This is a genomic window from Pseudomonas sp. S3E17 (assembly GCF_024168685.1).
In the GTDB taxonomy this organism is placed as follows: domain Bacteria; phylum Pseudomonadota; class Gammaproteobacteria; order Pseudomonadales; family Pseudomonadaceae; genus Aquipseudomonas; species Aquipseudomonas marginalis.
The window spans coordinates 2,660,244-2,674,160 of the sequence record NZ_JALJWE010000001.1; the positions used below are offsets into that span (position 1 = coordinate 2,660,244).

Genomic DNA, 13,917 nt, shown 5'->3' on the forward strand with positions numbered 1-13,917 from the left:
TTGCCATGAATACTCCCGTCATCACGCACTTCCAGGTCATCCCGGTGGCCGGTCACGACAGCATGCTGCTCAACCTCAGCGGCGCCCACGGCCCTTACTTCACACGCAATATCGTGATTCTCAAGGACAGCAGCGGCAACACCGGCGTCGGTGAAGTCCCCGGCGGCGAACGCATCCGCGAAACCCTGGAAGACGCGCGCAGCCTGGTGATCGGCCAACCCATCGGCCAGTACCAGCGCGTCCTCAACCAGATGCGCAGCACCTTTGCCTCACGGGATTCGGCGGGCCGTGGCCTGCAAACCTTTGACCTGCGCATCACCATCCATGCCGTCACCGCCATGGAAGCCGCCCTGCTCGACCTGCTGGGCCAGTTCCTCGAAGTGCCGGTGGCCGCCCTGCTCGGCGAAGGCCAGCAGCGTGATGCGGTGAAAATGCTCGGCTACCTGTTCTATGTCGGCGACCGCAGCGCCACCGACCTGGCTTACCGCAACGAGGCCGATAGCGACGATGCGTGGTTCCGCCTGCGCCATGAAACCGCCCTGACCAGCGAGGCCGTGGTGCGCCTGGCCGAAGCCGCCAAGGCCAAGTACGGCTTCAACGACTTCAAGCTCAAGGGCGGCGTATTGAGCGGCGACGCAGAGATCGAAGCCGTCACCGCCCTGGCCGAACGCTTCCCCGATGCGCGCATCACCCTCGACCCCAACGGCGCCTGGTCATTGAAAGAAGCCATCCGCCTGTGCCGCGACCAGCACCACGTGCTCGCCTACGCCGAAGACCCATGCGGCGCCGAAAACGGTTACTCGGGGCGCGAAGTCATGGCCGAATTCCGCCGCGCCACGGGCCTGAAAACCGCCACCAACATGATCGCCACCGACTGGCGCGAAATGGGCCACGCGATCCAACTGCAATCGGTGGACATCCCCTTGGCCGACCCGCACTTCTGGACCCTGCAAGGCTCGGTGCGCGTGGCGCAGATGTGCCATGAGTGGGGCCTGACCTGGGGCTCGCACTCCAACAACCACTTCGATATTTCCCTGGCCATGTTCACCCAAGTGGCCGCCGCCGCCCCGGGCGACATCACCGCCATCGACACCCACTGGATCTGGCAGGACGGCCAACGCCTGACCCGCGAACCGCTGAAAATCGAAGACGGCTATGTGAAAGTGCCGGCCAAGCCCGGCCTGGGCGTGGACATCGACATGGACGCCGTGGCCAAGGCCCACGAACTGTACAAAGGCATGGGCCTCGGCGCACGGGATGACAGCGTGGCGATGCAGTTCCTGATTCCGGGGTGGCGTTATAACAACAAGCAGCCTTGCCTGGTGCGCTGAAGCGCTGGGTTCTGGGGGCGGCTCGGCCTCCAGAACACCATCAATCCAATGTGGGAGGGGGCTTGCTCCCGATTGCGGTGTGTTTGCCAGCCATGTATCGACTGACACTCCGCCATCGGGGGCAAGCTGAGGCGGCAAACGATAGAGATGAAGCCCAAAGAAAACGTCCTGCACAGCCGCTTCACTTTGCGTAAAATGCGAGCCGTTCTCGATCAGGAAAACTCAACCCAGGAGGGGTAACGCGATGCTTGCCTTGAAGTATTCCGAGACGCAGGAAGGCGTTTACTCCCCCAAGAAACGTATGTTCACCCCATTCCATCGGTGCGATTCAGAGCGGATCACGCTCGCCACACTGGATGGAGGCACACGCTTCACAGGCCCCTATTTCAAGCTGAAAGCGCTGTCAGCCATGCAACTTGCTGACGCGCCCGAAGCGCAAGAAACCGACCTCACGCCACCAACGGTGCACGTCTGATCAATTTCGCGGGTTCCTGCCTTGGTATCGGAACGCACCACTGAGTCTGTGAGACAGTCGCGCCGCCACTGCGGGCCTCAAACGCAAGGAAACCAGGGCATGGCAACAGCAAAAACCAAAAAGGCGTTTGTGTATTCGGCATGGGGGTTACTGTTTTTGAGCCTGGTTGGGGTTTTAGTCATACAGGCCTTCCAGGAAACACCCCAGCCCAGCAAACCCAGCTTCCTCAGCGACCTCATCATCGTGACCGCACGAACGACGCCCGGGAATCGAAAGATCGACGAGCATCTAACCTTCGTTCGCGCGGAAGCGGCCAACAGTCACGCCCTCAAGTTCTATTACACGTTGGTCGATTACGATACCCATCCCGAGGACGTTGACTTGGGCGTGATGAAATCAAGCATCACCCAGGCTGTCTGCGCCGCGCAAATGCCAAGGGACCAGTCCATCATTTCATTGGGTGGCACCTTCATTTACATATTCGGCAGCAAACACGTAAAAGAGGTTGGACGGTTCGAAATCAACAAGCAGAGCTGTAATGGCTAATGAGCGGGCCCCCTTCAACCGACTCGCTCGAACCGCCGCGACTGCTCACGCCCGCTTGGGCAACTTCCAGTTCGGCCGGATGAAGTGGCAGGTATAGCCGTTGGGTATCCGCTCCAGATAATCCTGATGCTCCGGCTCCGCCTGCCAAAATTCCCTGGCAGGCTCAATTTCCGTGACCACAGGCCCCGGCCACAGCTTGGAGGCATCCACGTCAGCCGCGGTATCTTGGGCAATCTCCCGTTGCTGTTCGCTCAGGTAGTAAATCGCCGAACGATAGCTTGGCCCCAGATCATTGCCCTGCCGATTCGGCGTGCTGGGGTCATGGATCTGGAAAAAGAACTCAAGGATCTGCCGGTAGGAAATCACCGCCGGGTCAAACACGATCTCAATCGCTTCAGCATGGTTGCCATGGTTGCGGTAGGTGGCATTCGGCACATCGCCACCGGTGTAGCCGACGCGCGTGTGCAGCACGCCGGGGTAGCGTCGCAACAGGTCCTGCATGCCCCAGAAGCAGCCGCCGGCGAGGATGGCGGTTTCGGTTGGGTTGGTCATGGTCTGTCCTTGCGGTTAATGGAGACAGGGGTAGTTATGGGGCAATGCTGGGCAATACCAAGTTCAATCAAAGAAAAACTGCCCCCTATCGACTCAAGGTTTATTCCTGGAACGAAACGCCGCCACCTTCATCCGGTTGCCGCAGGTCGCCATGCTGCACCAGCGACGGCGGTGCGACTTGCTCAGGTCATGGAACAGCAGCACGCAGTCGTGGGCCTCGCACTGGCGGACGAATTCAAACTTATCGTTCGTGACCAAGCCCACCAACGACTCGGCCACCGGCCCAAGCAGGCTGGCCGGGCTGCTGTCCCGAGGATGCGTGGCAAGCTGAAATGCCTTCTGCTCCTGCGCCCATTCCAGCCTGCTCACCGGGCGCCCCGCTTCAAGCACCTGGTTGATCACCGCAGGATCGACGGGAACGCCTGTCATTGCCGCATTCACCACCGCCCTTGAACTCGCGCGAAGCGAACGAGCGAGGGCCAGCAGCCCACTCGGCGCCTTCGGGTCAACCTGCTCGGGCAACAGCCCCGCTTGGGTCAGCCAGCTCATAACACTGTGATCATCGACGAAGCAGTCATGGCGCTGATCACCCACCCCGTACTCGGAGTTGATGAAATCGAGGGCAAGGTTGTCAGCCAGAAAAAGTGCGCCTGAAGCAGTGCTGTTCGGATTCATGGGCAGCCTGTAACCAATAAAATATGTTTGACAGGTTACCAAATCCAGGCATAACCTTCAAACATCAACTTTAGCGGTTACACAGGAAGCCATATCATGACCTCATCCAACACCATGGCCGCAGCCGGGCTCACCGCCTCCTTGTTGATCAGCGGCGCAGCCCATGCAGACAACACAGTGCATTACCGCTACGAGCAGGTCGGCGACGTAAAGGTGTTCTACCGCGAGGCGGGCGACCCCAGCGCGCCGACCGTGTTGCTGCTGCACGGCTTCGCCGCCTCATCCTTTATGTTCCGCGAACTCATGCCCGAGCTTGCCGACCGCTACCACGTCATCGCGCCGGACCTGCCGGCATTTGGCTTCACCGAAGCCCCGCCGCGCGGCGAATACGCCTACACCTTCAGCCAACTGGCGAAGACCATCGGCCAGTTCACCGAACAGCTCAAACTCGATAAATACGCACTGATGGTCCACGACTACGGCGCCCCCGTAGGCTGGCGCATGGCCGTCGCCCATCCGGAGCGAGTGACCGCGATCATTTCCCAAAACGGCAACGCCTACGAAGAAGGCCTGGGCGCTGGCTGGGCCCCCATCCAACGCTACTGGCACGCCCCGACCCAACAAAACCGTGACGCCCTGCACGACTTCCCCACCCCCGCCTCGATCAAGTGGCAGTACCTGGAAGGCGTGGCCGACAAAAGCTCGGTGTCACCCGATGGCTACACGCTGGAAGGGCTGCAAATATCCCGCCCGGGCAATGCCGACATCCAGCTCGACCTGGTGCTGGACTACGCCTCCAACGTCGCGATGTACCCGGCCTTCCAGTCCTACTTCCGCCAGTACCAGCCACCGCTGCTCGCAGTGTGGGGAAAGAACGACCCGTTCTTCCTGCCGGCCGGCGCCGAGGCGTGGAAGCGCGATATCCCCAAGGCGGATATTCGTTTTTATGACACCGGGCACTTTGCGCTGGAAACCCATGGGAAGGCGATCATTCCGGTTATACGGGCGTTCCTGGACAAGAACCTCCAGTGATCAACGCAACCCAATGTAGGAGCGAGCTTGCTCGCGAAAAACGTCAACGATAACGCAGCGACTCTGGTTTCACGCGGCGCTCCAAGATTCTTCGCACGCCAGCTCGCGCCTACCTTGTGGACATGTCCTACAGCAAGCTGCAGCGCCTTGCTCCGTTACCTACAGTTGCGTCAGAATCCGCCGGCTTGTGCGCTTGAGTGAGCGTCTCTAAGGTGGCCCGGTCGCTGACAACTCAGTGATCGGGTTTAGTAGCCCGTGGTCGAATTTCGCTTAGTGCACAAGCTTCATCCACCAGACTTCCCGTCTGTGCTTGATGGCGGCTGTGCGCAGGGCACCTTCGGGTGCGCCGGCTTTGCGGAATTCCCCGGTCTACTAACCTGCGTACAGCTGCCACCCTTTCGTTTAGTAGCGAAACGGTGTCGGCCCTGACAGGGAAATTCCGTTATGTACAAAGTCACGCCTAACCCTCCGAACGGTCCCGACCTGAAACTGAATCAGGCAGCGCATCGTGCGATTGATCACTACCTCAACGCGGGCGCCGAACCGCCAGGGCCGCCTCCTTCACCTTCGACTACGCTGTTCAGCGTTGCGGACGATGTCAGCAGTGAAGTGCTGATTGCCAATAGCTATGAGACTTTTTCTTCGGTGACTGCGTTGTTGCTGGACCTGTCGGATGAGCTGACGGGGAAGCAGCGGGATGTGGCGTTGGCGATTCATCAACTGAGTGAGTTGGGGGTTTTGTTGGTGGATAAGTTGATGGAGCGGGAGGGGGCTGCTGGAGCGGGCAGCTAACCTTCCACCCACTCGATAGATCGCTGAGTCGTTGTGACTCACTTTGCGAAGACTCGGCGGTTTTCTTTCGGAATAAATAGACCCATCCCTAACCGTCTTCACCCGAGTTCGTGATCGACTGCTTCCGGCCAATAGCAGCCATTCATGGACAACTTCTATCGACCCATAGCATCCATGCGCGAAAGGTGGCAATTGACCCACCGGCTACAACAGGTTAAATCAGATCTCAAGCTGTTACCGACTGAAAATGAGGTTAACCGCCAATCGCCAGTAGATACTATTTCGGCGATTTCGTAGGCTAGGTCGAACGTTCTCGACACCCACCACAGAAAACCGACAAGGATGAGCACATGGTACCTGAGGCAATTAGCGCACTTGCCAACCTGATTGATGCATGGAATTCAAATAAGAAGGATGGGGAGCACAAAGTCAAGCAGAAAATCGAAGCCGTAAAGTTAGTAATGAATGCTGTAGTAGCTACAAAGGCGTATCTGCACGACTTACAGATGGGAGTGTTGTCGTCTCGTGACGTTGAAAAGGACCTATCTATAAAGTGGGTTAACGCCTCAATGGCGATAGTTGAGTATGATCATGCACTGCATGAGGTCGCGAAGATTAAAGCACTGGGCTGGGCCGACCCGAATGATTGGGCACGGGCTGCTTCAAGGCCGTGGGCAATAAAACTGGACACTATAGTCGAACACTGTGAATACATACTAAAGAGCAACTGAAGACTCAAAGTCGGATGCAATGGCCGCCATTGCATCGTGTTTAGACTAGGTGCGCGAGCACCGCAGCTTGAATGTCAGAAAAAGACAATATTCTAGCTGAGTTAGAAGGCACAGATTTAATGAGGATAATGTAATGAGCGCACCTTCAACGCCCGAAAAGCGCGTTAATCTTGATGATCTTCAGACAGTTCAGCGTTTTAAAAACGATCTCGTTAAGGCTATCCCCTACGTTCCCAATAATAAAGAAAGTAAAGAATTCCTTTTAAGTCTTGGGGTGGACATGCTGCTTCACATGCACGATTTTTGGCACCATCGCCTGATAGACGTAAGGCCAAGAAGAGTCGATCTCCCTAGCCGCATCAGGAGTATGCGATCCTACATAAGGAATAGAGAAAAGGTAAAGAGTCTAGTAAATCTTATAGAAACCGGCCAAGACGTCAATGGATACTTGTCTCGAAAGGCCCATTACGGAGCCCTCGACTTAGAGACCTTCAAAGAAGATAAAGATTTTATGCGGTCCAGGGATCAGATGCATATATGTGAGGGTTATCATCATCTCCATCTGGAGCCTTATCCTGATAGAACTGACGATCTAGTCATCGCAAAAATTTTTCACTCGCGTGTAGATATCGTCGGCGTGTTCCCTCACGCAATATTTGAAGAGGATCGGCCAGATTCTTTGACGTCGGAATATGAGCTGGCCGTTTCCGCCTATGCAAAAAAAATTTCCCCTTCTGGTGGGCATTTAATAGGCGGACCTGGTGGAGGGATGCAAAATCTCGCGGGAAGCTCCATTCAATCTACCACTTTCCATACCTATACCCTCAAGATAATAATGTTGGTTGAACAATACGAGGGGGGATTGGAAGCATACGTCAGAAAATTATACGAAAAAAATAACCGAACGCCGAAGAATATCAAGCCTATATGGGTCTTAAAGGGCAGAAGTCTTGAGATACACGACAAAGTTAATAAAACTGAATTCAAAGGCGAAGATATCAAAGTCAATACGCATATAGGATATTTAACCCCTATGAAGCCAGACGCCTTTGGGTGGGGTTTCCTCTAAAAGGCATCGAAGCTCAATGGTCCGAAATGGTGCTTAGCATACGTTGACCGGGATGGTGCTGCCTTCGGTGAGACAGCGTGGATGGCTCCAATACTTGCTGTGAAAGAGAACCAGAAAGGTGTCTCTTTGGCGGCCACTATTGGCGAGGAGATAGCCAACGAATCGAACCGTTTCGTCAAAGGCGATGCATCGATGCCGTTTGTTGGCTACAAAAAGTCGGCATTTGTTTGGCGCGACATTTCAATCTGAGCACATAACCGATAGATCGAGTTGAAGACCATCTGGAACAATGCTACGTAAGAATTGGATGGTGCTGCGCCAAGAGACTTCGCCGTAACGCAGCCACTGCCAAGACAGCGGCTGCGTTATAGCGAGCGTTAGTTATCGCAAAATTATGGAAGTTCTCGTATGAGGCAGCCATGGATCTACTGCTGCACATCGCGAGGGACAGCGATGGGTCGATAACTGCCCGTCACGAACGACAGAAATCGGCCATTTCCGGTCGGTAGAACCTTACAACTAACTCTCAAATTCACTTAGCTGCGGTTCAATAGATTTGCCCTGAAAGCGGAAAAAAGTGGGTTGACTTATTCTCAGATAACGAATAGGCCCACTTTCTAGTTTAGAAGGGCTACTTCAAATAACTTCAAGGCAGAGATTGATTCTTTTTGCACATCGCCAAAAAGAGTTTTGGCCTGAGCATTTACCCAATTATCTTTACGAACCAGCCGTTTTACTCCAACTCATAAACGCCTTTTGAAAATATTATTCTATTTATCATTTTCCAGCTGCTCAGTTCCTTTTTACTGATTGAGCCATCATCGTTCAGGAACTCACCAGGGATTATATAATAAGAGCCATTTTCGTTGAATAGATACTCATCCCCCGCCCAACCCGATTCAGGCTCGGGAACCATAAATTTCGTGAACCTGACAGTATCCCCTTGATCCTCGTACTCAGGTGACATGACGCGGTAGCGTCTATTCCAGCGGATTTGCCGAACAACGCAAGCATGTCTGAGGCCTATTCCCTTGCTATGCTGATACTCATCCTGAAAATCCGTAACACGAGCCAAAGCCGTGTTATACATGGCCGTAATCATGAGCTGATGGTAACGATCCACCTCTCCTTTCAGCTTTGAACGCAGCACCGCGATGGCGTAGAGAACTTCCAGGCCACCAAGAGAAATATTCAAGGACAAGGGTATTGCTGGCTTGTTACGCACGACTTTGTCATATGAGCACACTAACCGGTCACCCGTGAACGCCAGTTTGCTCTTGTTATGTGTAATGACGTTCCTGACCATCGTGAGGATGCGGTAGGTTTCTTTTACTGCCATTTCATAGCTGTTTTCTTCTGGCAGAGCTTGGTATTTCTGAACGTAACCCCGATTCTCTAAGTCGGGGTTTTCCGACTCAAAAACCGCATCTAACAGAGAATGCACCATGATGTGTTTGAGAAACGCACCAATGGAATATGTGGGGGCGAGGCTGATGATTGGGAAATTTTGTGTCGACCCTCTGTCATCATTGGTGATGGTGATAATCGATGGCTCAGGGAATTTGATCCCTCCCATGTAAATGAATCTAATTAGTTCACTCTTGAAAATATCGATCATAACACTAACCACCCGAGAAATCAGCGATGGCGGCCAGTCTATCGCAGATGACCAAGGCGAGCAAAATTCAAAATAAGCAAGCCAGTCAGTTTGGCAAATACGCAATATGTTAGATTTTTAGTAAGATAGGAAATTGTAGAAAATTGGGGTCAGACCCTGAGGGATCCCCCTTTGTACTTTGGAAACGTGTGTCTTTACACCGATATCTCTGAGGGGAGCACTTTTTACCTGCACTGCGGCTTCACACGAACTGAAGACGCTCAAGCGACACACATCGTCCAACTCAGGAAGCTCTCACAGAGTTAGCTCTCGGCCAACAGCGGTCACCTGACGTCTCCAAAACCAAGTGCGATTCAAAGTGAGGGACAGTACAACTAAAATCTCTGGATATTCGTAAGAGTTGCAGCAAACGTTTGAAGAATCTCAGCCTTGCTTCGCCCCCCCCCAGTAAGCTGTATGAACTCATCAAAGTTTATATTTACAAGTTTGCCTGATCTAGGATTCATTAAGACGCACGACTTCCATTCATCATTGCCAGTTTCAATCGCGGCCGAATAGCTCAAGAGCCAGTACATTGCTACTTGTCTATAATCGGCAGCGGAGAAATTAGTAGCAATGCATTTCACCTCAATTAACGTTGACCCGGCAAAAAAATCGCCATTCCCCGACGCGATCCAGCGAAACCCAGGTATTACCGGTCCGACGCCACAAGCCGAGTTACGATCAACAGCTACTTTTTTGACCATCGTCACTAAATTGCCTGCTACACGCCGAGCGATACGTTGATCATTCGCGGAAATTTCCGAGGGTCTAATTGCGTCGAAGAATCTACTTTGCCTGTCTGTTGCGATGGTTACGCATTCTCCCCACGTCGGATTCTTGCCAAGAACGAGTTGCTCACCTAACGCAAAGGCGAGCTCAAACAAGAGAGATTTTTGCAGTTTACTTGCCTGAACCGCATTTGCTGGCACGGCGATCACAGCGCAGTCGATAGCCATTTTGTTATAGAAGGATACGATGCTAGGTGTTAGTCCTGGGAAAATAGCGTTCAGGATGCCAGGGATATTTCGAGCGATCGATCTGGGATCACGGCCAGCTCTAGTTTTCATCACACCAATCCCGATAGATAGCGGCGAAGGTCGGACGATCTTTTCGCTCTATTCCTAACATCCATGATTGCTCCAAGCTTGGTCCGATTTGACGCCTTAGGCCATCTCCTTGGTCGCCAAATGACTTGGCGGCGAGCCATGTCAACCGCTGACATTCACCGTTGATTTCGCTCCATCGACTCGAAACAGAGCTAAAACCAGACCTATCTTTCCAAAGGCGCCAACAGTCTATGCACGCCCTTTTGACCGTGTGAGACGAGCTATTTTTATAAACATTTTGTACAAACCTTGCTCTGGCCGGCGTCTGCGCAAACTTCAGCACCCGCAGATAGTGCAGCAAGCTGGCTTCAGCCTGTAATAAATGAGTAGAGTGGACAGACACTTTATCTATCACTGCGTCCAGATCAGAGAAGATTTCCTCATACTCCACGTTCGCTCTGAGACTTGCTATACCTCGCATGATAGTCGACCACGATGCGCGAAAAGCATGTAAGTTATTCGACTCTAGTAACGTCGACGCGAGTTGTAGCGCTACGATTGGGCTATGAAATTTCAGTGTTCTACCTATCTGAGTTATCAAAAAATTGTCCGGGAGCGACTTTTGCAATTCGTTTCCGAGCAATTTCTGAACATCTAGATTTTCTACTGTCATTTTTAGAGACTTATAATCGCCTTCTGGGTTGTCAGAATAAGGGTCATAATGTAGGTCGATATGCCTCAAGATTCCAGCGTTGGTATCGTCGCCTCCAAGTTGCGTAGTAACGTATTCCTCATAATGCTTGGCTGTCATCATTATGGTTTTCGACTTATTTAGCGTTATCCCATAATCCGCGAGAGCGTGCGATAGGAACGCGAGTCCTGCGTAAGCGGTAGAATTTGAATGCGCAATTAGTACATAGTCGTCGACATAACGATACCAACTTAAGCCGTCACGTGTCATTTGATGATCGATAGAGTTCAAAAACAGTTCCGCCAAAATCCGCGAACACTGTCCGCCAACAGGAAGTCCAAAAGACCGTCCAGCTGAAAACCTTGATAAAAGTGCAGTGATTTGGTTGCCTATCCTGCCATCCGGAAATAAGTCATCAATGAGATTTTCTAGGTAGTGATGTGAGATGTGTTCGTAAAAGCTCGAAATGTCAGTTTGGACGACTATTGCACCATTGTGTGCGAGTGCAGCCTCTTTCGACGTAGCCTCTCTGAACGCTCTCCAAGATGAGCTCCGGTCGAATAGCTCAGAACCTCCCTCCGCCTGGAGCCTGTAGGAGAAGGTTCGCTGATCACGTCTCGGCTCTAACTGATCTGCGATAGCTACGCCGAGTCCGTTGAAGTAAATACTCCAAAACGGGTGAAGCTTTGTAGTCACTCTAAATCCTGATGCACCTGTCGCGACCAACAGTCGTTCGCTAAATACATTTAATGATGCAATTTTTTTTTTGCTGTTGGCTTCACTGTCTCTACGCAACTCCTCGGAAAAACCAAAAGCGACCTTTGCTAGCTCAGTTTGCTTAGCTGAAACGAAATTCGTGTCCACATCGAAAGGCAGCGTGTCGTTGTCGCCGTGCGCTCCGATATCAGCTGCCGCACGTACAAAATGCTCCAGTTTTACCTCAGACATATCCTTATCCCCGGCGTACGAGCTGTATTAGTCAGGCAAAGTGCACGGACAATTCTTCATTCACTGATCATCTCAGCACATCCAGTGCATGTCGATAGTTGGCCGTTAGCGGTCGATTTGGAGCGTCCGCTTTTGGCCGAAAGCAGCCCCTCTATAAACACCAACCTAAGACCACCCGCGTCCATCCGTCGCATCCCCCACCCTCCCCCTCCAGCCCCCACCCAACCTGCCGATAACCCTACTAATCACATGCCTACCCCCGCATCCCCACCCGACCGAGCCCACCCCATGAATCCACTCTCCCTCCTGAAAAAATCCCGGCCCGCTCGCCAAGGCACCACCACCCTCACCAGCACCGCCAACAATCTGGACACCGCCCTCACCGCCCTACGCATCACCCCCACCCTGATCACCGGCTTCATCTCCCCCCATCTGGACATCGATGCCATCGCCGCCAAGCTCAAACGCCGGTTCCCCCAGTCCACCCTCAGCCTGTGCACCACCTCCGGCGAACTCTGCAACGCGCCCGGTTCGCTGTATTGCGCCACCGGTGAGCGCTGGGACCGGGTTGTGTTGCAGTTGTTCGACGACAGTCTGATCGCCTCGGCCGAGGTGGTGATGGTGCCGTTGGAGTGTGAGGACATTCGCGGTGGCGGCACTCGCCTGGGGATGCAGGAGCGGATTGCCAAGTTGGTGGCCAATATCAAGCGGGTGCAGGTGCGTACGTCGATCGATCATCGCGATACCTTGGCGTATGTGGTGTTCGATGGGTTGTCGGCGTCGGAGTCGTTTTTTATGGAGGCGCTGTATGAGTCGGGGCGGTTTCCGTGTTTGTTTGTAGGGGGATCGGCCGGGGGTAAGTCGGATTTCCAGAAGACGCTGATTCATGACGGCCAGCGCAGTTATCAGAACCATGCGCAGATTGTGTTCCTGAAGACGGCGGCCCATGTGCGGTTTGGGGTGTTCAAGAGCCAGAATTTCAAGGCGGCGGATTTGACCTTCAGTGTGCTGACGGCGTCGGTGGAGGACCGCACGATTGACCAGGTGATCGACAGCAGCGGCAATATCAAGAGCATGGTGCAGGCGCTGTGTGATGCGTTCAGTTGCGCGCCCCAGGCGTTGGAGTCGAAGCTGGCGGATTATTCGTTTGCGATTCGGGTGGGCAGTGAGTTGTTTGTGCGGTCTATCGCGCGCATCGATTATGAGCAGCAGATCGTGCAGTTGTTTTGCGACGTGGCGCCGGGCGAGGAGTTGGTGATGGTGCGGCGTACCCCATTGCGGGAGGCGACGCGCCTGGACTATGAGCAGTTCCTGCGCGGCAAGGGTGGCCAGCCGGTGGCGGGGATTTTGAATGACTGCATTCTGCGCCGGCTGAATAACGGCGCCGAGCTGGGCAGCATGGCCGGCACGTTTGGGGATGTGCCGTTGGCGGGGTTTTCGACCTTTGGGGAGATTCTGGGCTTGAACCTGAACCAGACGCTGACGGCGATTTTTTTCTTTCGGGTGGCCAAGGGTGCGAGTTTCAGTGATGAGTACGTGGACAACTTTATCGCCCATTACGGCGAGTTCAAGGCGTTTTTCCTACGGCGCCAGGTGAAAAAGCTGGCGGGGTTGAACCATGTGGTGGTCAAGCAGATCACCGCGTTCAAGAACAATGACTTCAGCAACACCCTCAATACCCGTGGGCTGGACCGCAATATCTTGCCGGTGTTCGAAGGCCTGGCGGACTTGGGCATGGTGTTGGCCCATGCCGAGCGGCAGCAGGAGGACATCGCCGCGCAGCTCAAGCATTACTCGGGGGAGTTGCACGCGTCGATGGATGAACTGGTGGGGACCATCGATCAGCAGAACGCCGTGTCGGCCCAGGCCGGGTCGACGGTGGAAGGGCTGTCCAGCCAGGCGGATGTGGCGGTGGAGGGTGCGCGTACGCTGGCGGGCTCGAGTTTGCGTATCCAGTCGATTGTGCAGGTGATCCAGCAGATCGCCGGGCAGACCAACTTGCTGGCGCTCAACGCCGCCATTGAAGCGGCGCGCGCAGGCGACCTGGGCCGAGGCTTTGCGGTGGTGGCGGACGAGGTGCGCAAGCTGGCGGAAATCACGCGCAAGAATGCGGCGGAGATTGGTGTGGATATCGACTTGTTGTCGAGTGAGATCCAGCGGGTGGCCCAGCAGATTGAAGACCAGTCCACCGGGGTGGGTGCGTTGCGGGAGATGCTGGATACCCTGGAGGCGTCGAGCCGCGCCACCGAAGGCACGGCGCAACGGACCAAGACCATTGCCGATACGTTGACCGGGCTCACCCATGCGTAGGCGCTAGCAGCAGGTAAAAAAACGGCGCGGGGCTCATGGCACTGAACGGGGGATTCAGT

The 13,917-nt window shown here is 54.2% G+C and carries 14 protein-coding genes; 9 read left to right on the plus strand and 5 right to left on the minus strand.

Annotated elements, in window-relative coordinates:
- Positions 1-5 precede the first annotated feature (5 nt).
- From gudD to J3D60_RS11730, 3 genes are all read left to right on the plus strand, one after another.
- The gene (gene gudD / locus J3D60_RS11720; RefSeq protein ID WP_065940411.1) at positions 6-1,331 is read left to right on the plus strand and encodes a glucarate dehydratase; all 1,326 of its coding nucleotides are present in this window, start codon (positions 6-8) and stop codon (positions 1,329-1,331) included.
- A 244-nt stretch (positions 1,332-1,575) separates the two neighbouring features.
- Positions 1,576-1,806: a hypothetical protein gene (locus tag J3D60_RS11725; protein ID WP_253491518.1), complete on the plus strand. Its 231-nt coding sequence runs from the start codon at positions 1,576-1,578 to the stop codon at positions 1,804-1,806.
- Between the two features lie 99 nt (positions 1,807-1,905).
- Positions 1,906-2,352 carry a hypothetical protein gene (locus J3D60_RS11730; protein ID WP_065940413.1) on the plus strand — a complete coding sequence of 149 codons (447 nt, stop codon included), beginning with the start codon at positions 1,906-1,908 and terminating at the stop codon, positions 2,350-2,352.
- A gap of 45 nt (positions 2,353-2,397) precedes the next feature.
- Here J3D60_RS11730 and msrA read toward each other — a convergent pair whose 3' ends face one another.
- Positions 2,398-2,904 (minus strand): peptide-methionine (S)-S-oxide reductase MsrA, encoded by a 507-nt coding sequence (gene msrA / locus J3D60_RS11735; protein WP_253491520.1) that lies wholly within the window; start codon positions 2,902-2,904, stop codon positions 2,398-2,400.
- Positions 2,905-2,997: 93 nt separating this feature from the next.
- Complete coding sequence (locus J3D60_RS11740) at positions 2,998-3,579, minus strand: ABATE domain-containing protein (RefSeq protein ID WP_253491521.1); 582 nt, start codon at positions 3,577-3,579, stop codon at positions 2,998-3,000.
- A gap of 96 nt (positions 3,580-3,675) precedes the next feature.
- Here J3D60_RS11740 and J3D60_RS11745 point away from each other — a divergent pair, with 96 nt between their 5' ends.
- From J3D60_RS11745 to J3D60_RS11765, 5 genes are all read left to right on the plus strand, one after another.
- Positions 3,676-4,611 (plus strand): alpha/beta fold hydrolase, encoded by a 936-nt coding sequence (locus J3D60_RS11745; RefSeq protein ID WP_253491522.1) that lies wholly within the window; start codon positions 3,676-3,678, stop codon positions 4,609-4,611.
- Positions 4,612-5,055: 444 nt separating this feature from the next.
- A complete protein-coding gene (locus J3D60_RS11750) occupies positions 5,056-5,403 on the plus strand; it encodes a DUF6124 family protein (RefSeq protein ID WP_253491523.1) in 348 nt (115 codons plus the stop codon).
- Between the two features lie 350 nt (positions 5,404-5,753).
- Positions 5,754-6,134, plus strand: coding sequence for a hypothetical protein (locus J3D60_RS11755; protein WP_253491524.1), 381 nt, complete (start codon positions 5,754-5,756; stop codon positions 6,132-6,134).
- A gap of 133 nt (positions 6,135-6,267) precedes the next feature.
- Positions 6,268-7,203: a hypothetical protein gene (locus tag J3D60_RS11760; RefSeq protein ID WP_253491525.1), complete on the plus strand. Its 936-nt coding sequence runs from the start codon at positions 6,268-6,270 to the stop codon at positions 7,201-7,203.
- A gap of 81 nt (positions 7,204-7,284) precedes the next feature.
- Positions 7,285-7,452: a hypothetical protein gene (locus tag J3D60_RS11765; RefSeq protein ID WP_253491526.1), complete on the plus strand. Its 168-nt coding sequence runs from the start codon at positions 7,285-7,287 to the stop codon at positions 7,450-7,452.
- Between the two features lie 484 nt (positions 7,453-7,936).
- Here J3D60_RS11765 and J3D60_RS11770 read toward each other — a convergent pair whose 3' ends face one another.
- The 3 genes from J3D60_RS11770 to J3D60_RS11780 all read right to left on the minus strand — a co-directional run bounded on the left by J3D60_RS11770 (position 7,937) and on the right by J3D60_RS11780 (position 11,548).
- Complete coding sequence (locus tag J3D60_RS11770; RefSeq protein WP_253491528.1) at positions 7,937-8,821, minus strand: hypothetical protein; 885 nt, start codon at positions 8,819-8,821, stop codon at positions 7,937-7,939.
- A 374-nt stretch (positions 8,822-9,195) separates the two neighbouring features.
- Positions 9,196-9,930, minus strand: coding sequence for a hypothetical protein (locus J3D60_RS11775; RefSeq protein WP_253491530.1), 735 nt, complete (start codon positions 9,928-9,930; stop codon positions 9,196-9,198).
- Entirely contained in the window at positions 9,920-11,548 is a 1,629-nt protein-coding gene (locus J3D60_RS11780; RefSeq protein ID WP_253491532.1) for an RNA-directed DNA polymerase, read from the minus strand. Before J3D60_RS11780 ends, J3D60_RS11775 begins: the two co-directional genes overlap by 11 nt.
- A 288-nt stretch (positions 11,549-11,836) precedes the next feature.
- Between J3D60_RS11780 and J3D60_RS11785 the strand changes: the two genes are divergently transcribed.
- Positions 11,837-13,858 (plus strand): methyl-accepting chemotaxis protein, encoded by a 2,022-nt coding sequence (locus J3D60_RS11785; RefSeq protein WP_253491534.1) that lies wholly within the window; start codon positions 11,837-11,839, stop codon positions 13,856-13,858.
- Positions 13,859-13,917 lie beyond the last annotated feature (59 nt).